Annotated in this window: 23 protein-coding genes and 2 tRNA genes; 13 read left to right on the forward strand and 12 right to left on the reverse strand. The window is 58.0% G+C overall.

Annotation, left to right across the window (positions count from 1 at the left end; genetic code table 11):
- Positions 1-3: 3 nt before the first annotated feature.
- A complete protein-coding gene (locus SJY33_RS09360) occupies positions 4-837 on the reverse strand; it encodes a Ku protein (RefSeq protein WP_379922495.1) in 834 nt (277 codons plus the stop codon).
- A gap of 177 nt (positions 838-1,014) precedes the next feature.
- Here SJY33_RS09360 and SJY33_RS09365 point away from each other — a divergent pair, with 177 nt between their 5' ends.
- Positions 1,015-1,845: a 23S rRNA (adenine(2030)-N(6))-methyltransferase RlmJ gene (locus SJY33_RS09365; RefSeq protein ID WP_379922496.1), complete on the forward strand. Its 831-nt coding sequence runs from the start codon at positions 1,015-1,017 to the stop codon at positions 1,843-1,845.
- A gap of 43 nt (positions 1,846-1,888) precedes the next feature.
- Here the strand turns inward: SJY33_RS09365 and SJY33_RS09370 are convergent, their stop codons facing one another.
- Positions 1,889-2,599, reverse strand: coding sequence for a response regulator transcription factor (locus SJY33_RS09370; RefSeq protein WP_379922497.1), 711 nt, complete (start codon positions 2,597-2,599; stop codon positions 1,889-1,891).
- A 729-nt stretch (positions 2,600-3,328) separates the two neighbouring features.
- Between SJY33_RS09370 and SJY33_RS09375 the strand changes: the two genes are divergently transcribed.
- The 4 genes from SJY33_RS09375 (at position 3,329) to SJY33_RS09390 (ending at position 8,322) form a co-directional block, all read left to right on the forward strand.
- Positions 3,329-3,844, forward strand: coding sequence for a hypothetical protein (locus tag SJY33_RS09375; protein WP_379922498.1), 516 nt, complete (start codon positions 3,329-3,331; stop codon positions 3,842-3,844).
- A gap of 135 nt (positions 3,845-3,979) precedes the next feature.
- On the forward strand, positions 3,980-4,696 hold the full coding sequence (locus SJY33_RS09380) for a molecular chaperone (RefSeq protein ID WP_379922499.1): 717 nt from the start codon (positions 3,980-3,982) through the stop codon (positions 4,694-4,696).
- Between the two features lie 48 nt (positions 4,697-4,744).
- Positions 4,745-7,381 carry a hypothetical protein gene (locus SJY33_RS09385; protein ID WP_379922500.1) on the forward strand — a complete coding sequence of 879 codons (2,637 nt, stop codon included), beginning with the start codon at positions 4,745-4,747 and terminating at the stop codon, positions 7,379-7,381.
- Positions 7,378-8,322, forward strand: coding sequence for a hypothetical protein (locus SJY33_RS09390; protein WP_379922501.1), 945 nt, complete (start codon positions 7,378-7,380; stop codon positions 8,320-8,322). The genes SJY33_RS09385 and SJY33_RS09390 overlap by 4 nt, the downstream gene beginning before the upstream one ends.
- Before the next feature lie 146 nt (positions 8,323-8,468).
- Here the strand turns inward: SJY33_RS09390 and SJY33_RS09395 are convergent.
- A tRNA-Thr gene (locus tag SJY33_RS09395) sits at positions 8,469-8,544 on the reverse strand.
- Positions 8,545-8,594: 50 nt separating this feature from the next.
- A tRNA-Cys gene (locus tag SJY33_RS09400) sits at positions 8,595-8,668 on the reverse strand.
- A 191-nt stretch (positions 8,669-8,859) separates the two neighbouring features.
- Here SJY33_RS09400 and SJY33_RS09405 point away from each other — a divergent pair.
- Positions 8,860-9,639, forward strand: coding sequence for an acyl-CoA thioesterase (locus tag SJY33_RS09405; RefSeq protein ID WP_379922502.1), 780 nt, complete (start codon positions 8,860-8,862; stop codon positions 9,637-9,639).
- Between the two features lie 51 nt (positions 9,640-9,690).
- Here SJY33_RS09405 and SJY33_RS09410 read toward each other — a convergent pair whose 3' ends face one another.
- From SJY33_RS09410 to SJY33_RS09440, 7 genes are all read right to left on the reverse strand, one after another.
- Entirely contained in the window at positions 9,691-10,509 is an 819-nt protein-coding gene (locus tag SJY33_RS09410; RefSeq protein WP_379922503.1) for a crotonase/enoyl-CoA hydratase family protein, read from the reverse strand.
- A gap of 97 nt (positions 10,510-10,606) precedes the next feature.
- Complete coding sequence (locus SJY33_RS09415) at positions 10,607-10,969, reverse strand: helix-turn-helix domain-containing protein (protein WP_379923561.1); 363 nt, start codon at positions 10,967-10,969, stop codon at positions 10,607-10,609.
- 5 nt (positions 10,970-10,974) lie between these two features.
- Positions 10,975-11,403: a JAB domain-containing protein gene (locus tag SJY33_RS09420; protein ID WP_379922504.1), complete on the reverse strand. Its 429-nt coding sequence runs from the start codon at positions 11,401-11,403 to the stop codon at positions 10,975-10,977.
- Between the two features lie 60 nt (positions 11,404-11,463).
- Complete coding sequence (locus SJY33_RS09425; RefSeq protein ID WP_379922505.1) at positions 11,464-11,970, reverse strand: hypothetical protein; 507 nt, start codon at positions 11,968-11,970, stop codon at positions 11,464-11,466.
- Between the two features lie 4 nt (positions 11,971-11,974).
- Positions 11,975-12,325, reverse strand: coding sequence for a hypothetical protein (locus SJY33_RS09430; RefSeq protein ID WP_379922506.1), 351 nt, complete (start codon positions 12,323-12,325; stop codon positions 11,975-11,977).
- Between the two features lie 25 nt (positions 12,326-12,350).
- A complete protein-coding gene (locus SJY33_RS09435) occupies positions 12,351-12,953 on the reverse strand; it encodes a hypothetical protein (RefSeq protein ID WP_379922507.1) in 603 nt (200 codons plus the stop codon).
- Positions 12,954-13,073: 120 nt separating this feature from the next.
- Positions 13,074-14,273, reverse strand: a complete 1,200-nt coding sequence (locus tag SJY33_RS09440) for an LL-diaminopimelate aminotransferase (protein ID WP_379922508.1) — start codon at positions 14,271-14,273, stop codon at positions 13,074-13,076.
- Positions 14,274-14,435: 162 nt separating this feature from the next.
- On the opposite strand from SJY33_RS09440, the gene SJY33_RS09445 reads away from it, so the two are divergent.
- On the forward strand, positions 14,436-16,340 hold the full coding sequence (locus SJY33_RS09445; RefSeq protein ID WP_379922509.1) for a PHA/PHB synthase family protein: 1,905 nt from the start codon (positions 14,436-14,438) through the stop codon (positions 16,338-16,340).
- Positions 16,341-16,398: 58 nt separating this feature from the next.
- Here the strand turns inward: SJY33_RS09445 and SJY33_RS09450 are convergent, their stop codons facing one another.
- Positions 16,399-16,860 (reverse strand): hypothetical protein, encoded by a 462-nt coding sequence (locus tag SJY33_RS09450; protein ID WP_379922510.1) that lies wholly within the window; start codon positions 16,858-16,860, stop codon positions 16,399-16,401.
- Between SJY33_RS09450 and SJY33_RS09455 the strand changes: the two genes are divergently transcribed.
- The 6 genes from SJY33_RS09455 (at position 16,859) to SJY33_RS09480 (ending at position 21,381) form a co-directional block, all read left to right on the forward strand.
- Positions 16,859-17,299 (forward strand): phasin family protein, encoded by a 441-nt coding sequence (locus SJY33_RS09455; protein ID WP_379922511.1) that lies wholly within the window; start codon positions 16,859-16,861, stop codon positions 17,297-17,299. The two genes, SJY33_RS09450 and SJY33_RS09455, sit on opposite strands and share 2 nt — an antisense overlap.
- 190 nt (positions 17,300-17,489) lie before the next feature.
- Positions 17,490-17,894 carry an ATP-dependent Clp protease adapter ClpS gene (gene clpS, locus SJY33_RS09460; RefSeq protein WP_379922512.1) on the forward strand — a complete coding sequence of 135 codons (405 nt, stop codon included), beginning with the start codon at positions 17,490-17,492 and terminating at the stop codon, positions 17,892-17,894.
- 19 nt (positions 17,895-17,913) lie between these two features.
- Positions 17,914-18,420, forward strand: a complete 507-nt coding sequence (locus tag SJY33_RS09465; RefSeq protein ID WP_379922513.1) for a DUF427 domain-containing protein — start codon at positions 17,914-17,916, stop codon at positions 18,418-18,420.
- Positions 18,421-18,513: 93 nt separating this feature from the next.
- Entirely contained in the window at positions 18,514-19,758 is a 1,245-nt protein-coding gene (locus SJY33_RS09470; RefSeq protein ID WP_379923562.1) for an LptF/LptG family permease, read from the forward strand.
- Positions 19,759-19,765: 7 nt separating this feature from the next.
- A complete protein-coding gene (gene lptG, locus SJY33_RS09475) occupies positions 19,766-20,869 on the forward strand; it encodes an LPS export ABC transporter permease LptG (protein ID WP_379922514.1) in 1,104 nt (367 codons plus the stop codon).
- Positions 20,866-21,381, forward strand: a complete 516-nt coding sequence (locus tag SJY33_RS09480) for a GNAT family N-acetyltransferase (RefSeq protein ID WP_379922515.1) — start codon at positions 20,866-20,868, stop codon at positions 21,379-21,381. Before lptG ends, SJY33_RS09480 begins: the two co-directional genes overlap by 4 nt.
- The last annotated feature ends 7 nt before the right edge of the window (positions 21,382-21,388 follow it).

Genomic DNA, 21,388 nt, shown 5'->3' on the forward strand with positions numbered 1-21,388 from the left:
GGCCTAGGCTGATTTCTTGGGCTTTGCGGTCGTTTTCTTGCGCGCATCGCCATCGACCGATTTTTTCAACGCGGCCATCAGGTCGATCACGTTGGACTTGGGTGCATCGCCATGCTGATCGGCGTCTTCGATGATGGCGGTCTTGCTTTTCGATTTGGCCTTCTTGTCGATCAGTTTGCGAAGCGCTTCGACATAGCGGTCTTCGAACACGCTGGCATCGAAAGGGGCGCTCTTTTGTTCGATCAACGTGGTCGCCAGATCGAGCAGTTCCTTTTTCGGCTTCGTGTCATCTATATCGGAAAAGAACGACTGGCCGCTTCGCACTTCATCGGCATATCGCAGCGTTTCCAAGAGCAAGCCCTTGCCACAAGGTTTGATCGCGACCAGCTTTTCGCTCCCGCGTATCGACAATTGACCTAACGCCACCTTCTTTGATTTGCGCAGCGCCTCGCGCAGGACCACAAACGCTTCCTCAGCCAGTTCGTCCTGTGGCGCGACGTAATAGGGCCTTTCATAATAGAGCGGGTCGATTTCGGAGCTGTCGACGAACTGAACCAGTTCAAGCGTGCGTTTGCTTTCGATCTTGACCGCTTCGATCTCCTCATCCTCAAGCAAGACGTAGTTCCCCTTGGACACCTCGTAACCGCGAATGATTTCGTCACGATCGACGGGGCCGACCCCTGGCACGACTTTCTCGTAGGAAATGCGCTTTCCACTTGGTTCATGGATCTGGTTGAAGCTGATCTTGGCACCGGTTTTCGTGGCGGTGTAAATTTCAACGGGAATCGAAACGAGGGCGAGCCTGATCTGCCCCTGCCAATACGCGCGCGCTGCCATCGTCTCACCCCTTGTGTTATCGTCAGCCAATCAAGCGATCGGGCGAGGAATTTGTTTCGGTCGCCTGATATGGCGTAATCTGCCAATAGCCCGCCCACCTATAGCACTTGTCGTTCTTGCCCGTCTTTGCGGGTCGGCACAGCCTTTTAACCTATCCCGCCAGAGTTTCGCATCACGATGAATTATCGCCATTCCTTCCATGCTGGCAACAACGCCGATGTCGTGAAACACAGCCTTTTGATCGCGCTTGTGCGCGCCTTGCAGCAGAAGGACAGCGCGCTTACGCTGATAGATACCCACGCCGGATGTGGATTGTACAACCTCTTCGCCGATGAGGCGCGGCGTACCGGCGAAGCGGCGCAAGGTGTGATGCGGGCTATTGCCGATACAAGCCCTTTGCTGAACGACTACCGCGCTGCGGTGATGGCGGTGAATGACGGAGACACACCGCATATTTACCCGGGCTCGCCGCGGGTTCTGGCGCAACTTGTGCGGCCGCAGGATAACTTGATCCTCAACGAAAAGCATCCCGAGGATGCCTATACCCTGCGCAGCGTCATGCGCGGCATGCCAAGCGCCATTCACGAACGCGATGCCTACGAACTTTGGTTGGCCATGATACCTCCCCGGACGCCGCGCGGCGTGGTGGTGGTTGATCCTCCCTATGAAAAAACCGATGAACGCGCGCGGATCACCTCCACGCTTGCTGCCGCTAGTCGCAAATGGGCGCATGGCGTCACGGTCATCTGGTATCCGCTGAAAGACCGCGCTGCACACCGGCGCTGGAAAGACCAGTTGCGCAAGATCGGCATCGTCAAATTTCTGTGTGTGGAACACTGGCTCTACGACGATGAACAGCCGGGCATCTTCAATGGCTCAGGTCTTTTCATTGTGAACCCGCCCTATGCCTTCACGCAGGAACTGCCGCCGCTCCTCGAAGCGTTGCGCGCCGCGCTGGCGCCCGAAGGGCATAAAGGACATATGACCGCCGATTGGTTGATCATGTAGCGTTTTTGGCGTGAATCCGCCGCAGCTGACACGCGCGCCGCTTTTACAAACCGGAACGGATCGCCAGGACAGCCGCTTGCGTTCTGTTTGTGACGTCGAGCTTTTTCAGCAGTGCCCGCACCTGCATCTTCACCTTCGTTTCCGACCAGTTCTCGTTCATGGCGATCAGCTTGTTGGAATCTCCGCGCGCGATCTGCCGTAGCAGCCGTGTCTGATCCTCGTTCAGTTTCCCAATCTCGAGACGCGGTGCAAAGGACAGGTTCGGTTCGCAGAACTTGTCGACCAGAACCCGGTGGCGATTGGCAGATAGCCGGGCCAGGTGGGCAAGATCGCGTCCGGAAATGTCAAAGGGCACAGCCGAAACATTGGCGCCCAATTGGTGCAGTTTGCTGAAAATCGGGCAATGGCACGCATGGCTCATCACGATCCAGTTGCGGTCCTGAAGGCGTTCGAGTTGCACCAGTTCATCATCGCCGCACGCGTCAGCTTCGGACGGGACAATGCATAGGAAAGTCTGACATTCCGTGTCATTGGCTACAAGATCCGAAATGGTGCCAACGCCGTCCACATGCGTTATGCCGGCATTGTGAAGCGACGTTCCAATCGCCTCACGCATGAAGCCTTCCCGGCAAATGACCATCACGGAGACGTCTTCACGTTCCTCTGCATCATCCGCAAGACGATGAACGTTCTGGTACTCGTACCGATCTTGCCAGTCTTTACGATCGCGGAATCCCTCGCGCACTTTATGCACATCGCCCCCCATCTGATTGGCGTGCCAAGTTTTGCCCGAAGCGACTTTGTTATGGCTCTATCCGGTGGCCCTTAACTTCCAGTCTGTTTGCGACAGGTCCAGCTGTCGTCCGGCGGACCGATAGCGCAAAAATCGCAAGGCCGCACATTTTTTATGAAATGCAGCTCATTCACAGCGTCAGAGTGCCGCACAGTGCGAACAAATTTCGCTGAAATAAATGGTAAAATCAGAGCCTTGCTATCGCGAAGGACGGTTGGCGATTTGTCGCAGTTTGATGCGCGGAAAAACGGGCACTGTGGTTTACAGCCCTAACTCTGGCCTGCGAATCATTCCGAATCGCGTTTGTAACCGGTCGAACAGAACAAATTAAAAGTGTCACATAAGGTATCGAAAGTTTGCAGCAAAGAAACTTTAGATAATCTTTGGACACTTTTGATAAGTCGGCCAGAAAAAGTGCGTTCCTTAGTCAATAATGCGTGTCACCGCGTCAAAAGATCGCGAACCGGAACCTGAATAACAGGTTAACGGACCCTTTCCGCCAGTCGCGGTTGTTCGGCATATCCGTATATTCGGCGCCGAGAGAGTTGGGGCGCATCAAAAACCTACGAGCAAGAGACAAGGCTTTTCGGCTGGGCGCTGCCCCCGAAGCTCAGTCGAAAACTCTGATAGCGTATGTAACAATGTGCACCAATTCTCTCATTTCGTCATGCATTTACTGATGAAATTGATATGACGACACTTGCAAAACTTTCCGCTGTTGCCGCTGGTGCGATGCTTTTCGCGGCACCTGCTATGGCGGGTGATACCGAGTCCTATGCCATTAACGATCAAGGTTCAGTCGCCAGCAATTGCGAAATGACGCCAGAAGGTTCGACCACCTCGACCGTTGACATGCTGGATACCGGCAATCAGAATTTCCTGGTTGCCGCCTTCTCCTGCAATTCACCATACGAAGTGACCCTCTCGTCGGCTAACGGTGGCATGGCACACCAGGAAAGCGGCGGCACGGTGAATATCGATTATGACATCGAAGCCACCTTCGGCGCTTTCACCACCGTCAATTCGGTTGGCGCCCAAGCTGGGCCTGTGGCGATTGCGACGGAAGCTGACTGGGCCAATATCCTGACGAACGGCGGCGTGCGTTCGGGCAACCTCGACCTCAGCTTTGACACCCTGGCTGAATATGCTGTCGCTGGCACCTACAGCGACACGCTGACCATCACTCTGGCTGCCGTCGGAATCTGATGTAAAAAGCACATCGTGAAAATGCGGCTGGGGACTTTAGAAGGTCCGCGGCCGCCTTTTGTCCAGAGTTTTACGTGGGGGACGACCATGGGCATTATCGTCAAATGATTAGCTTTTTGCACATCCTTGGTTGCGGTGCTGCAAGGTACCGCAGCGCATCCCTATGACGTACGGCCGATTGTCATTCAATTGGCGCCGGAAGGTGCGGGATCGACACAATCGGTTATCATTACAAACAACCACCAGGAACCGATCGCAATCGAGGTGCGCGCCTTTCACCGGATCCAGAACCCCGATGGTAGCGAGAAACGTGAGCCTGAAGACAACGATCTGATCATCACGCCGCCGCAACTTGTGATCGCTCCGGGATCCAGTCAGGCGGTACGGGTTCGCTGGGTGGGCGATCCCAATCCCCCACGCGAGCTTGCCTTTCGTTTGATCACAGAACAATTGCCGATCAACCTCGCCACCGAAAAGCGCGACAATTTCACGGCAAATGTGTCCGTCAATTACCGGTATGAAACGGCACTTTACGTAACACCGCGCAACGCGGTGCCGCAGGCCCGGATTGAGCGCGCTGCTCCGGTGATGGGCGAGGACGGCATGCAAATGCTAGAGCTGGATATTGTCAGCGAAGGCACGCGGCGTGCATCATTGGACAAACCGACTGTGGTGGTGACTCCGGAAGGGGGCGGTTCAAGTGTGACTTTAGAAGGTGAGGCAGTATCCAAGCTCAACCAACTTGTAACGCTGGTTGGCAGCCGTCGCACAGTTCGTATTCCGTGGCCCGAAAACGTCAACGTCGGCCCTGTTCAGGCCGAACTGCGAGCGCAATACATCGTGTTGCAGTGATCGCGCCGGGCGAGCACACCGATGCGCCCCCATGGCATTCAACAAGCGATGCTTGTGGTTCTGCTCGGATCTGCCGAGCCGGCGCTGGCAGCCGAGACGATTGCCTATGATCTTGACGGCATAATCGATAGCTATCCGCTGGCTCAGCAGACCGCTGGGCCAGCGACATCATTTGCCGTTGCGGCAACCGCATCCGAGGCAGAAAGCTCAGCCTCCAAGCCACCCGCTCAGTCGCAAACGCCGTCCGTCGATGAAATTTACCGAAACGTGTTTGGCAGGGACCGTCCGGCGCCGGTGCAGGACATTTATCCGGTTCTCATCGATAGCATCAACGTCGGCGAATATCGCGTAAGGCCGGACAACGATACGCAAGACGGCGCGATCGACGTCGAATTTGTCACGAACATCCTGGCGCCGCTGACTACAGACGAGACACGCCAGACGCTCGAAACATTGGGCAAGCAGCAAGATGTGACGTTTGCACAATTGGCGGAAACCGGGATTACCGCCCGGTTCGATGCCAACAATCTTGCGCTCATCGTCGAAATTCCCCTTTCAGCACGGGGCATACGAACGCTGAACCTTCGTGGCCTGCGCTCACGCAGCAACATCGAATTTGTCGAGCAAGCCAAAGTCTCTGCCTATCTTTCGGTCAGAGCCGGCGTCGGATTGGTCGAGGATTCCGCCCTGACCGGGGCCGGGTTCGACCGATTGGTAACCGATTTCGATTTTGCCATGAACGTGCACGGTCTCGTTCTGGAAAGTGATCTGCGCTATGACGAACGCCGCGATAGCCCTTGGACGCGGGGCGATACCCGGTTCACCTATGACCTGCTCGATCAGCTCGTCCGGCTTGAAGCGGGCGATCTTTCGATTGGTCGCCGGCCATTCCAATCGTCGCCGCGCATTGGCGGCATTGGCGCCTTCCGGAACTATGGCATCGATCCTTACCGAAATGTGCGCCCTGTCCCCGATCAGTTTTTCGAGCTGGAAGAAGCTGCCCGCGTCGAAGTGCTCATCAACGGCGTTCCTTCGCGCACCTTTGATCTGCCGTCAGGCCGGTTCAGCCTTCGCGATTTTCCCCTTGTTCCATCTGCCGCGAACGACATTGAACTGCGCATTACCGACGCCAGTGGCGGGGTCAGGGTGGTATCGTTCCCCGCATTTTTCGATCTTGATCTGTTGGCGCCTGGATTGCTCGATTTTGCAATCAATTTCGGGCTTCCCTATCAGACCCGTGATGGCCGTCGCGTTTACGACGACAGCAATTACAATGGGATAGGCTACGCCAGGTACGGGATCAGCAACACCCTGACCGCGGGACTGAACTGGCAGGGCGATCAGACTTTTGATCAGGTTGGCGCCGACATTGTCTGGGCATCTGCATTCGGCACTTTCGGTATCAATGCGGCCACAGACATTCGCAATCCTGGCCAAGATAGCAGCCAACTGACCTTGCAGTACCGGTGGCGCGACACTGATAGTCTGCGCAACAGGACAATCGATGCGCTGATCAATCTGACAGGTCGGGATTTCCGCACGCTCGACCAGCTGTCGTCAGGCAGCTTTATCGCCCGCCAGGCGCGGCTTCGCGTGGGTCAGAACTTCGGGCCGAATTCTGCCGTTCAAGCCTTCGCCGGTTACGAACGCGTACGCGGCGTGACGGGTGATAGCTGGTTTGCCGGTGCCAATGTGACGCAGAATTTCCGGTTCGGCTCTTTCTCAGCCGTTGCGGAGTACCGCGAACTGCCCGACCGCAAGGGTATCGTCGTCAATGCAGCGTTTTCGATTCCACTCGGTCGTGGGTCTCTTAACGGAAGCGTTTCAAGCGAAGGCAACACTGCGCGGATCGAATATAACCGCTTTGCCGCGCCCGGTGTCGGCGCTGTCGGATTGCGTGCCAGTGCGGAACGCCGCGATGGATCTGACCGGCAGCTTGTACAGGCCAGTTATATCGGCAATCGCTTTGAAGGGACAATCGGTCAGCGTTCCGACAACGTGTTCAGCAACCGCGCACGCCGCGATTTGCGAACCGAATTCACCTTCGGGTCGGCGATCGTAATGGCCGATGGCCATTTCGCCCTATCTCGCCCGGTGCGCAACGCCTTTGCCATCTTTGCCCCACGGCGCGGGATCGCCGATTACGATATCGCGGTGGAGCCGCGAACGGGATTCGGTTCGAACGAAACCAGTTATTCTGCCAAAAGCGGTGAGCTTGGCCCGGCTGTCGTTCCGCAATTGCCAGCCTATCTTAATCGCACCTTGCAGGTTGATGCGCCCGACGCACCAGCGGGCATTTCGGTTGGCGGACAGGTTTTCGCGGTTCGTCCCGGATACCGCGCCGGGTTCTATCTGCCCATTGGGAACGAACGCAATGTTTCGATCGTCGGCAATTTTGTGGATCGGGACGGCGATCCTGTCACCTATGCAGCAGGCTCGGTCGAAGAAATTGACCCGGCAACCGCGACCGGGTCTGTGCCTGTCTTCACCAATGCTAGCGGCAGGTTCTTTGTCGAAGGCGTGCAGGCAGGCAAAAGCTACCGCGTGACGTTGACGATTGCAGGTCAGCAAGTCGTCACGACGATCGACGTCCCAGAAGGGATCAATGGCATTTACGATCTGGAAGAACCGCGCGCGCTCGACATCGACGTGCCCAATGCAACCAGACAGGAGAATGGGTCATGACTGGAATTAGAAAAACACGCCTCGCATCGCTGGCGGCCGTTCTGGTATTGTGCAGCCCCAAGGCTCACGCACAAATTGATATCCTTGCCCCCGACGGACCGTGCCAGTTGGATCTCACCGGTGATAGCAGCGTCGAATGGCGCGGGCTTTATGGCCGCGGCTATGAAGTGACAGGATTCGAAAGCGATTTTGAAACAATATCTGTGACGATCCGCCACCAAGGCGACGCGTGCGAATACATCCTCGTCGCCACATCAAATGCCGGGGGCGAAAATGTCCTATTGGGGGCTGGCGATCGGCTTTTCTGGGATATTTTAAGCCAACCAAGCGGAGGCTCGATCGTCAGCAGTGACTTTTTCGGCAATCAGGACCGGCAATTGCTAGGCCGGTTCGCACAAGGCAGCGGGGCGCAACCGCTCACCCTGTATTTTACGATCCCGGCTGGCCAGTTCGTTCGGGGCGGGCAATATAACGGCCAGGCGCTGCTGCGGCTGTTTCGTCTCAACAACAGCGCCCCAGAACTCGTGTCAGAACTACCAATCGCGCTGATTGCGCCGGTGCCCGCGATCCTTCAGGTACGATCCGACGATTTCACCGGAGGATCACAGGAAATCCGCATCGATTTGGGAGACATCTCGCAGCCATCCCGCCATGCGATCGATTTCAACCTTATCAGCAATGCCACCATCGAAGTCAGCTTCGTCTCTGAAAACAACGGCATGCTGAAACATCAGAATGGCGCGCCCGGGGTGGCATACGATCTGCGGTTGAACGGCGCGGCATTGTCGCTGGCCGGAACAGCGCGGCAAAGGCTCGATATGTTGGCCTTGGACGGAAGCAGGGACGCGCAGATCGAGATATCGGTGCCGCCGCAATCGTCGGCGCTGGCAGCGGGCCGTTACACCGACAGTATCACCGTCATTTTCACCGCCGATCCATAATAAACCATGCCAGCAAGGGCGCGGGGTGAGTATCGCGTTTTGGCAACACGTTTATGACGGCAGGAACACGGTCCAAGACAGGTCAGACCAAGCTCGCGACCAGAAGCCCGAATACCGGTCAATCCGAAAGGTTTCCGGAAAAAAGGTGGTGCCGCTTACAGGATTCGAACCTGTGACCCCATCATTACGAATGATGTGCTCTACCGACTGAGCTAAAGCGGCATCCCCGCTTGCGGCCCTAATAACGAGGGCGCGCCAGCGCAATGCAAAGGTGGAGGCCCGAGCCGGAATCGAACCGGCGTGCAAGGATTTGCAGTCCTCTGCGTAACCACTCCGCCATCGGGCCGAGCCACCCGGAGCAGTTGCTCCGGACGGAAGCGGCGCCCTAGCGATTCGTCGGCAACTTGGCAATGAATGTTTCGACCCAACCACGACGATCAGCTGTTTCATCCCTGACGCAGGTACGGGAGAAAGAGCAGGACTTTTCCGCAATGGCAGTCTGGACCGCGCAGCAATCTCGCGGCAAAGCTGGGCACCATGACGATCGCCAGCTTACTCGAACCTATCACCGGACAACCCGGACCGGCCCACCTTGCCCACGCCGCAGCCTGGATGCAGGGGCGAACGCTGTATGGCGGCGCTTCGGCTTTGGTGGCCTATACCATGGCAACGCGGGCCTTCACCGGCCTGCCACCCTTGCGTGCCGGGCAGATTGCCTTTGTCGCGCCAGTGGGCGAAGACGTTTCGCTGACAGCCGAAATCATCCGACAGGGCCGCAACGTTACGCAGGTCCGCAGCGAAATCATCAGTGACGGCAAGATAGCGCTGAGTGCGTTCTGGTTGTTTGCCGAAGGACGCGACGCGAACGCTTTGCGCCCGGCAGCGAGCCCTGACGATTGGCCCGGCCCGCCCGAAGATCATGACACCGTAACCCATCAGTTCGCTCCGCAATTCATCCAGAACAATTTCGAATTGCGCCGCAGTCATCCGAAAGGTGCCGATACCGGGGCGACCGTTCGCCGCTGGGCGCGGCTGACCGAAGATAATGATCTTGATCCGGTCGCCCGGATGGTGCTGATGGGCGACGTGATGCCCCCGGGTGCCATGCGGATAATGCAGCGCACGGGTCCGATCAGTTCCATCAACTGGTCGTTTAATATACTCGATCCGGAAAACCGTTCACGCGATGGCTGGTATCTGGCGGAAAACGCAAGCCAGCATGCCGCGGCGGGTTATTCATCGGAGCGTCTGCGGATGTGGGATGCTGATGGGAAGCAGGTGCTTGATGGCATCCAATGCGTCGCGGTGTTCGGCTGACAGTCTGATTGCCCGACCGTCCGTCGGCCCTTCGGAAAGCGGCCGGTGTGTTCACACGTCTTCGAAGCTGGGCGGGCGCCGTTCCATTTCTGCCATCACTGCTTCCATCTGGTTGCGGCTGCGCATGATCCCGTGCTGTTCGATACTTTCTTCCAGCAGAATGGCATCGGTTTCCCGTTCCATCATGCCAGCCTGCAATCGCTTGGCTGCGCGGATCGCGTGCGGGTTTTTAAGCGCAATGGTCCGTGCAATGGCGAAGGCGCGATCGCGCGGATTGTCGTCGACGTACGTCGCAAGGCCCAACGTCTGCGCTTCGGTTCCCGAAAATTCGCGGTTGGTGTAGATCAGTTCGCGAAGCACATCATCGCGCACCAGTCCACGCCACAGTGCATAGCCGCCCATATCCGGTACCAGTCCCCAGCGCATTTCCATGATCGACATGCGGGTTTCCGGGTGCGCGATGCGGATATCCGCGCCGCTCGCAATGGCAAGCCCGCCGCCAAAGCACACCCCGTGCAGCGCCGCGATCACCGGCACCGGCAGCTTGCGCCACTGCATCGACACCTGCTGAAACTTGTTGGCATTGCCATAGGTACGTTCAGTCAAGCTGGGTTCGTCTTCTGGAACCTTGCGTGCAAAGTTCGACAGATCGAGGCCTGCGCAAAATGCCCGGCCTTCGCCTGAAAGCACAACCGCGCGCAGCCCTTTCATGCGTTGCAGCGTGCTGCCAGCCTCGATGATAGCTTGAAACATCTGCGGATCGAGCGCGTTCATCTTGTCGCCCCGCACCAGCCGGACATCGGCAACACCATCTTCCCCCAGATCGATAGCGACGCGATCATTGGCGATCGAAGTGGCAGTAGCGGACATGGAGGGGTATCCTTGAAAACGTGGAATCTGGCAGCAAGATTGACCGATCGGCTGTGCCCTGTCCAGAGTCGGCCTATCGAGCGCAATCCCAGGCCTTCTATCGCACGCCTGTCATGAAACGCAGATTGAGAAAATATCCCCCATCGCGGTCTGCGGCAATCAGGTTATCCAGACCAAATGGCTTCAGCCTGTCGCGCATCTGATCGACATGGTCGCTCAGTGTTCTGTGGTCAGTCGCACAAGGCAACCGCCACACATCGGGCAGCAAAAGCTGACGCGAAATGCAGGCGCCGGGCTGTTCCGCAAGCCGCCACAACAGCGTAAACTCATGAGTGTTAAGCCCCAGCCAGCAATCATCCACCCGGCCATCGTGATGCGCCAGATCCAGCGTAACATCGCCTGCTTCCCGAAAACGCACCGGAACCGCCTCGCCACCGGGATACTGGGTGCGGATGGACATGGCGCTCACAGGAACCCTCCTGCGCGCATCGAATAGACGGCTTCATGCGTAAAGATCAGATGGTCGATGAGCGCAATATCAAGCGCGCGCGCAACCTCGGCCAGCCGGCGCGTAGCGGCAATATCAGATCGGCTCGGGCGGCAATGGCCTGACGGATGGCTATGAGCCAGGATGATGCCCGCGGCATCGCGCCGCAGCGCCTCTGCCAGCAGCGTCCGCATCCGCAAAGTCAATGTGTTGATTGTGCCAATGCCGCAGGATTGATCGCCAATTTGTACGCGGTCGGCATCGACAAAGATTGCATGGGCGCGCTCGTGGCACAGCGGTGGAGCAAGCACGCTGCCGCGAAGGTGCGCAATCATCGTCGCTGCACGCTGGCCGCTGGATGGCTGGACCTCACCGCGAAACGGACGGGCAAAGGTCAGGATCGACACGTTGCAGGGATCGCGGATCGAAGGATAGCGGTGTCGGGCATCAGGATTGCATCCCGTAAATTAAAAACGCAACCAGCCCAGGTTGGGCGAAGTCAGACGCCATTCGCGATAGGGGCCGAACCGATTTTCGCGTACACGGTGGCGCACAAATCCGATCAACAAGACCACAAGAGCGCCGTATGATGGGCCAATCACAAGGATTGCAAAGGCCAGCGGGGAAACGCCCGCCACCAACGCTTTGACCAGATGAGCCACGACCGACACGACCTGAAAACCGGCGATCCACATGGGATAGTTCCGGTTGGCGTGCAGCGCGATCGCAACATAAAGCACCGCGGCCAACACATCGAGCATGAAGATGGCAGGCGCATAAGGCCCGCTTTCAACGGCCCCCAGATCCAGCGCCCAGGCAACATACATCGGCAGCATCATCGTGGTGAGAAAGATGCCGATCAGCCACCGTTCGGGCCCCCCGCCCCAGCGCCAGATCGCTATCGCCAAAACGATGCTTATCAGGTGCTGGGCGAAGGTCCGATAGGTGTTCAGCAGATCGATCAGGTCGGTCATGCGATCAGGCGCTAAGCCGCTCCCGTTTGGCTTCGGAAGGCGTCATGGCGAGATTGGCTGGTGGAATGGTGGTCGGCACGCCAGAATCGCCGGATGCGTGGATGTGTGCAACCTTGCTCAGTTCATCATGAACGCGCAGCAGGCTGGTGGACATCGACAAGGCCTGGCTTTCCGCCTCGGTCAGCCGCACCAGCGCGCGCTGGCCGGTGTGGACTTCGATGACCGGGTTCTGCCGGGCCGCAAGCATGGCCTGTTTCAGGCGTGCCATGGCGATGATTGCTTCATCCGCCAGCGCTTCGGCTTCGCGGATCAGCTTCTTGAGGTTGTAAGCATCGGCGAGAATACGATCTTCCATTTGTTGTCTCCAGTGAAGGCGGCGCTCAACCGACTTCTGCTCCTTGGTCCGCGGAGTAGTTCGCCTTGCCATCTGTCGCTTCGCTCAGCGTCGTCGCCGCCACGACCGCAAGGGTGACGGCAGCCAGGATACCCGATGCAATTCCGAAGATCGCACCCATGCGAAACAAGACGGCATGCTCCCCATCAAGCACTCCGGGGACAACACGGGGTTCACCTTGTCTCAACCACGGCGCCTGTTCGATCAGGGGCATCGCATCGCTGAGGACAAGCTGTCCCGGGTCATCCCGAGGCCCGAGATCGCCGGGATCAGCCGAACCGTTAATCTGAGAAATACTGTATGCAGTTTCGCTGAAGGGCTTCAGCAAATCTGCATCCGCAGACATACCGATGTCGTTTTCTACCGCTGCTTCAGCGGCTTCCGGGGTGAGCGTAGCCCGATAGTTATCGACCAGGTCGCCAAGGCTACCAGCTTCGTAAAAGTCCTTCAGCGCGCGAATATGTTGGTTGATGCGGGTTTCCGACACCCCGAGATCCTGCGCGATCACCTTGATCGGTACGCGCCGGTCGATGCGTTCCATTACGGCCCGCTGCCTGTCGGTCAGCCGCCGTGCGGCTCCGGACGTCATCTGTCTCTCCTTCAGCTATCCGGTGCATTTTGCACATAAACTATCGCAATTCGGACAAAATTTCTTCCATTTTGGAGGAAAAAGCTTTGAAAGTGAGCAAGCATTCGGTTCGTGTTCGTGTCACGCCGCGGGGCTGTTGACGCCTTTTGATTGCAAATAACGTTTGATGTTCCGCGCTGCTTGCCGCAGCCGTTGCTCGTTTTCTACCATCGCTATCCGCACGAAACCTTCACCGTTTTCGCCATAGCCAACGCCGGGCGCGACCGCGACCTGCGCTTCGGTCAGCAGTTGCTTGGAAAATTCAAGACTGCCCATGGACTTGAGCGCGGGTGGAAGCGGTGCCCAAGCAAACATTGACGCGGGCGGCGCGGGGATGTCCCAGCCGGCGCGCCCGAATGCTTCGACCATCACGTCGCGCCGTTTGTGATACAGGGCGCGGTTGGTTTCGATGATATCCTGCGGTCCATTCAGCGCCGCGCAGGCGGCGGCCTGCACAGGCGTAAAGGCGCCATAATCGAGATAGGATTTCACCCGTGTCAGTGCTGCGATCAACTGCTTGTTGCCCACCGCAAAGCCCATCCGCCAGCCTGCCATCGAATAGGTCTTGGACATGGACGTAAATTCAATCGCAACATCCTTTGCCCCGGGCACTTGCATGATCGAAGGGGTCGGCTTGCCGTCAAAATAGAGTTCGGAATAGGCAAGGTCGCTGATCACCCAGACCTGATTATCCTTCGCCCACGCAACCAGCTTTTCGTAAAAAGCAAGATCAACGATCTCCGATGTGGGGTTGGAAGGGTAGCTCACTACGAGAACGCTGGGTCGCGGCACGGTAAAGTTCATCGCCCGGTCCAGCGATTCCCAGTAATACGCATCAGGCGTCACAGGCACCGAACGGATCGTGGCGCCTGCAATGATGAAGCCAAAGGTATGAATCGGGTAACTGGGGTTTGGCGCCAACACCACATCCCCCGGCGCGATGATCGCGGTGGCAAGACTAGACAGTCCCTCCTTCGATCCCATCGTCACCACTACTTCGGTATCGGGATCAAGGTCGACCCCGAAACGTCGGGCGTAATAGGCTGCCTGAGCTCGGCGCAGGCCCGGGATGCCCTTGGATTGCGAATAACCGTGCGCATCGGGCTTGGCGGCCACTTCGCACAATTTGTCGATGACGTGCTTGGGCGGGGGCTGATCGGGATTGCCCATGCCGAGGTCGATGATGTCCTGTCCGCCCAGCCGGGCCGCATGACGCATGGCGTTCACTTCCGCGATCACGTACGGCGGCATCCGCTTCATGCGATAAAACTGGTCATTCATCGTGTGTCATCACCCTGTCTTCGGCAACTCTGAAGATACCCGCCGCGCCCCCTCCCTAGGACAAAGCCGCGGATGGTGGAAAGGCGTTTTCGGTGATTTGCAGCTTGGACAGATGGACGACGCTGGTATGACAGTGCGTTAGCAAAAGGACAGTTTGAAGCGATGGCACAGGATACCGACCTGATGGCGGCGGCAGGCGAAGGGCTGAAAGGCTTTTTCGACATGCAGAACGAGGCCATGCGCGAAATGCTGTCGGGCAAGGGTTTTGAATCCCTGCCGATGAAGGGAATGGACGCGGGCGACCTGGCGGAATGGAGCGCGACCGCAACCCAGCTCCAGCAATTGTGGCTCGATTTTGCGAGCCATCAGGCACACGGCGCCGCTGAAAAAGCCGCCAAGGGCAGCCTGATGCTTGACCCGGCACAATGGATGATGATTTCGCAATCGATGCTGGGACAGATGCCCAAGGGCATGTTCGAGGCCTCGGCGAAGATGGCGCAGGATCAGATGCAACTGTGGTCCGGCATGATGCAAAGCTTCGCGTCGGGTGCGAGCGGCGGCAAGATGGCCGAAGTGCCGCAGGCTGCCGATCTGCCCAGAAACGACCGGCGCTTTGCCGATCCGGCCTGGCGCGAACATCCGGCCTTCATCCTGCTGCATCAGACCTACTTGATGCTGGCTGATTATTTCCGGTCAAGCGTGCGGCAGATGGAAGGGCTTGACCGGGTCAAGCGCCAACAGCTTGAATTTGCTGTAAGCGCGCTGGCTGAAGCGATGAGCCCCGACAATTTCATCGCGCTCAATCCTGTGGTGATGAAGCGCACGATAGAGACCAAGGGCGCCAATCTGGTGCGCGGGATGCAGCATCTGGTCAACGACATGAAGCGCGGACAGCTGACTCACACCGATCCCGACGCTTTCCGGCTTGGCGAAAACCTTGCAGCAACGCCCGGCAAGGTGGTTCACGAAACGCCGATCTTCCAGCTGATCCAGTACAGCCCATCGACCGAGGATGTGCTGGAGGTGCCGTTGATCATCTTCCCGCCGTGGATCAATCGATTCTATATCCTCGACCTGACGCCGAAGAAAAGCTTCATCAAATGGGCGGTGGATCAGGGGCTTACGGTCTTCGTAGTCAGTTGGAAGTCGGCTGATGAAAACATGGCCGACGTGGTCTGGGACGATTACATTCGGGCGCAGATGCAAGCGATTGACCATGTTCGCGACCGCCTGGAAGTGCCCGCGGTCCATACGATCGGCTATTGCGTCGCCGGTACGACGCTTGCTGCGACGCTTGCGATCCTGAGCCGCCGGGGCGAAGCCGACAAGGTGAAGAGCGCGACTTTCTTCACCGCGCAGGTCGATTTCGAAAAGAGCGGCGATCTGAAGAATTTCATCGATGATGGTCAGATGGAAATGATCGGGCAGTTGTCGCCGCATGGCTACCTAGACGGGCGCTATCTGGCAGCGGCATTCAATGCGCTGCGTGGCCGCGATCTGATCTGGAACTATGTGGTCAACAACTACATGATGGGCGAAGATTACCCTGCGTTCGATCTGCTCCACTGGAATGGGGATGTCACCAACCTGCCTTCCAAATGGCACAACGCCTACCTTCGCGATCTGTACCGCGACAACAAACTGGTGGTGCCCGATGCGCTGGAAGCAGATGGCACGCCGATCGATCTGACCAAAGTTTCAACGCCCAGCTTCGTGCAGGCTGGCCGCGAAGATCATATTGCACCCGCCGAAAGCGTGTGGCGCATAACCCGGCACTTTACCGGACCGATGGAATTCCTGCTGGCAGGTTCAGGACATATCGCGGGCGTCGTCAATCCACCGGCGGCGGGCAAGTACCAATATTGGGTAGGTGACAGTCACGCCCCCTCTCTCAAGGCTTTTGTAGAAAGCGCAGTGGAGCATCCGGGGAGCTGGTGGCCGCATTGGATCGAATGGCTTCACCGGCAGTCAGATTTGCGCGTGCCCGCTACCGGGAAACGTGTGCCGGGCGCTGCGGGCGACCCTGTGATTGAAGATGCACCGGGACGTTATGTGAAAACCCGCTGACTCCTTTTTGCACTGCAAGCGCACCGGACACCTCTCTGCAACCTGCGGAAATTGCACATCATGATATTTTTGTGCAGTGCACAAAAGTCCTTGACTTCAGATTGACTTTGCCTATTTTGTGCAGTGCAACATGAAACGAGGTCATCATGTCTGAAGCCGACAACAACGCCGCATCATCGAAGGCACCGGTCTCCAAGATCGATGCCGCCGCCAAAAAGGCGATTGCTGATGCAGCTGCAAAAGTGATCGAAGCGCCCAAAGCGCAGATCGCGGCTACGCAGGGCATGACCCCCGCTTCTCCGGGTGTGAAGATGGCTTCGGCTCCGAAGGCATTCGTCGCAGCCAATAAGGCGTCCTCCGACATCAAATCGGCGGACGCGAAAAAGATTGTTGCCAAGCCCGCCAAGAAGGCGGCCGCTGCGAAGAAGACGGCACTGGCGCCGGAAGCTGAACCGATGTCGGGAATGCCTTCCGCCGCACCGAAGACCAACCCCATCATCAAACTCAAGGACACCATCATGGCCACTGCCAACAACACCGAATTCGCCGATACCGCCAAGGACGTGATGTCTGACGTTCAGACCCGCGCCAAGACCGTCGCTGCCAAGGGCACCGTACTGGCTTCGGAAGCCACCGAATTCACCAAGGCCAATGTCGAAGCTGTTGTCGAAAGCGGCAAGATTTTCTTTGCCGGTGCGCAGGAACTGCTCAAGGACAATATCGAAACCGGCAAGACCGTGCTTGAAACCGTGACTGAAGACGCCCGCAAGGTTGCAGCTGTGAAGTCGCCCACCGAACTGATGCAGCTCCAGGGCGATATCGTCCGTCGCAATTTCGATGCGATGGTGTCCTACGGCTCCAAGCGCACCGAAGCATGGGTCAAGCTGTACAACGAAGCCTTTGCGCCGATTTCGAACCGCGTCAGCGTTGCCGCAGAAAAGATCAAGACCGCCGCGTAAGCAGCCAGTTTCTGAGCCGGGCCTCTCCTCTCTCTCCCAAACCCGGTTCACGAAAGCGCGCCGAAAGGCGCCGGGCCGAGCAAGCACCGCTTGCTCGGCCTTTTCTGTGCATGCAAGCCAGCATGTTTTGCAGCAAATGAATCGCACCAACCGCTTGCACACGTACGCTGCTTTCCCATAATGAAGGGACATGCCGCATGCGCCATCCCATCCCCTCGCCGCTTCGGACGAGCTGCCCGATCCGCTTGTTCGCGCTGTGCGCGCAGCCGATGATAATGATGGCAAGGATTCCGATGATCAGGGTCAGGTCGGCATTGCCACCAAAACCCGCGCAAAGCCCAAGAAACCGAGCCAGTACAAAGTGCTGATGCTGAACGATGATTACACCCCGATGGAATTCGTGGTGCTCGTCCTGAAACGGTTTTTCAGCATGGATCTGGAGCAGGCCACCCGAGTGATGCTGCACGTTCATCAACGCGGAGTCGGGGTATGCGGGATCTTCACCTACGAAGTCGCCGAAACCAAAGTCAATCAAGTGATGGACTTCGCTCGCCAGAACCAGCATCCGCTGCAATGCACGCTGGAAAAGGCATAATGAAGCGGTCGGGACGTTAATGCGTCAGCCGCATCATCCTGAACCCGATCCAATTGGCCCCGGTCAGGAAAGCGTCTGGGATTACCCGCGCCCGCCAACTGCCGAACTAACTGACCGCCATATCCGCATCGTCCACAGGGATGTGGTACTGGCGGACACCCGCTTGGCTTGGCGTACGCTGGAAACGAGCCACCCTCCGACCTATCACATTCCGCAATCCGACATCGCGATGGGCCATCTTGCGCCGCATCCGGGCCGCACCATCTGCGAATGGAAAGGACAGGCGGTCTATTGGGATGTAGTGGTGGGGAACGAAACCCTGGCTGCGGCAGGCTGGAGTTATCCTTCGCCAAAGCCGAACTTTGCAGGGATCAAGAACCACATCGCCTTTTACGCCACGCATTTTGATCGCGTGACCATCGACGGTGAACAGATCATACCACAGCCCGGCGGATTTTACGGCGGATGGATCACATCGCGCGAAGCCGGGCCGTTCAAGGGCGTTCCGGGAAGCCGTTTCTGGTAAAACTTCCTCTGGCGTCAGGCCTTGCCCAATTGGGGGCATGACGCAGCGGCGTGGGGGCGCTATGGCCTTGCAACAAACGTCAGAAAGCCTCTCTTGTTCAACCTGATCCCCAGCATTGACCGCTACATCCTGCGGCTGGTTATCGTGCCGATGCTGGGCGTGTTCGCGCTGGCAGCATCGCTGCTGACGCTCGACAAAATGTTGCGATTGTTCGATTTCGTCGCGGTCGAAGGCGGGCCGGTTGACGTAGTGTTCAAGATGCTGGGCGCGCTCATACCCGAATATGCCAGCCTTGCGATTCCGCTGGGCCTTTTGCTGGGTGTGCTGCTGGCGTTTCGCAAGCTTGCGACATCGTCGGAACTCGATACGATGCGCGCGGTCGGGCTGTCGTACAACCGCCTGCTCAGAATGCCCTATCTGATTACGCTGGTGATGGTCGCGCTTAATATCGCGCTGGTGTTCTACATTCAGCCGATCAGCCGCTATTATTACGAACAGATGGAATATGACCTTCGCTCGGGCGCGCTCGGCGCGTCGATCAAGGTTGGCGAATTCACCACGATTGCAGACCGCATGGCCTTGCGCATCGAGGAGAGCGAGGATGAAGGGCGCCGCCTGATCGGAATCTTCGCCCGCGTCGCCAACGCCAAAGGGCAGGTGCTGTCAATTTCGGCACGCGAAGGCTCGTTCCTGTCCACCAGCGATAATCCGGATACGATTATCCTGCGGCTGACCGAAGGCACAATCATCCAGGATACGGGCATGAAAACCGGAGATGGTCAGACCCCGCGGGTGCTCAGCTTCAGCCGCCACGATCTGCCGATCGATTTGCCCGCAATCGAACAATTCCGCGCACGCGGAGATGCGACGCGCGAATATATCCTGCCCGAACTTCTCAGAATGGGTTGGAGCCGGGACAGTGAACCCAACGAGCGCGATGCCAGCGTTGCCAGCTTCAACTTCCGGCTGGTGGAAATCCTGATGATGTTTCTGATGCCGTTGCTGGCGGTGGCCCTTGCCATACCGCCCAAGCGGTCAACCAGTGCCTTGGGTGTCTTTGTGTCGATCGTGATGGTGGTGGCCTATCACAAGATCAACCAATACGGCGAAGATGTCGCCTCTCTTGGCCGGCTTGACCCTATCTTCGCGTTCTGGTTGCCCTTTGTGTTGTTTGCCGGTCTTATCTTGTGGATGTATTACCGGGTCGCCTACGTCCCTGGCGGACAGGCCATCGGGGCGTTGGAAATGGCGTTCGCCAAAATATCCAAACGAATTGGCAGCCTGTTCAAAAGGCGCCGCCCGCTTGCCTCTGGCCCTGCGCCTGCTGCGGCGGTGTAGCCAGGACATGCAGTTCGACTTCTTCCCTTCGCGCACGTTGACGGTGTACCTGGCCAAGATGTTCGTGGTGCGCATCCTTGCGGTGCTCGTCATGCTGGTGCTGGTCTTGCTGGCGCTCGATCTGCTGTCGGCGACAGGCAGTATCCTGGCGGTTCCGGGCAATGGTCAGGGGGAAATTCTGCAATATGCCGGGCTTCGTCTGCCGCAGCTGGCGTCGCGCTTCCTGCCCTATTCGGTACTGCTGGCGACGCTCATTACGCTGGTGACGCTCAATCAGAACAGCGAAGTCGTGGCAATGAAGGCCGCAGGGCTTTCGGCCCATCAAGTGCTTGCGCCGTTGCTGCTGACCGCCGCGCTGGTCGCTGCGGGCAGTTTCGCCTTCAACGAGCGGGTCGTTACGCGGGCCAATGCAACCTTGAAGGCGTGGGAAGCTGCCGAATATGGCCCGATCCCCCCACCCGAAACAGGCGGGATGCGTTCTAGCCTGTATCTAACGGATGGAAACGACATCCTCACCGCATCAACATTGACAGGTACGGGGGAGAGCATCGTGCTGCGCGGCGTCACCTGGTATGCCCGGGCACCCGGTGGGATCATTCGCGAACAGATCCGCAGCCGGCAAGCGACATATGCTGGGCCCGGCTGGCAGCTTGAGAACCCCGAACGTTTCGATGTGGCAGGTGCCATGACAGACCGCCCCGCTTCGCTGGTGGTGGGTCAGGGCCTGACCCCTGATCGCATCATGCTGCAATCAATCGATCCGGATGCACAGAGTTTCTGGGAGCTAAGTGACAGTATCGATGCCTATGCTGCTGCGGGCCGGAATACCGATGAAATGCGCGCCAAATGGTGGCACCGTCTGTCAGGCCCGCTTTCGGCGCTGTTGATGCCGTTGCTGGGTTCGATTGCAGCTTTCGGTCTTGCACGGTCAGGACAATTGTTCGTGCGCGCCATCATCGGCATGGCGCTGGGCTTTGCTTATTTCGTGGTCGATAATGCGGCTTTGGCAATGGGCAGTTTTGGCGGCTACCCCCCGTTCCTCGCTGCGTGGGCGCCCTTCTTCCTGTTCCTGCTGCTGGGTGAAACCGTTCTGGTACGGACAGAGGAATGAGCCGGGGTGCGTGGTCGCTACGTCTCGCACGGCCCACCGATGCCGAAAACATGCCCGACATTCACCGGGCAGCGATAGCAGGGGTTGCGGGCGAATTCGGCATCGCAGGCCGTCAGATCGGTACGCTGCCTGACTATGCCCGTTTGATCCGAAGGGGTCACAGCCTCGCCGCGCATGTGGATGAGGTGATGGCCGGATTCCTGGTGGCCGAACCCTATCGCCGCGAACTTCATATCTGCAATATATCAGTCGTCCCCGCGTTCCAGCAACGTGGGATCGGAGCCGGACTGATGCGCGCCGCGATGATCGATGCGCGCAACACCGGGTTCAGAGCGCTCACCCTGACCACGCTGCGGAATTTGAACGGAAATACGCCCTTTTTTACCCGGCTGGGTTTTGAGAAACTTTCAGAATCCGATGCTCATCCGCACTTGGCAGCGGAAATGGCATACGCAGCCGATGGAGGCCCGCCACCAATTGGCCGATGCGCGATGATCCGGTTTCTAGGTTAGCCGGGGA

Origin of the sequence: Erythrobacter sp. R86502 (genome assembly GCF_042466465.1) — a bacterium.
Taxonomy (GTDB): Bacteria; Pseudomonadota; Alphaproteobacteria; order Sphingomonadales; family Sphingomonadaceae; genus Erythrobacter.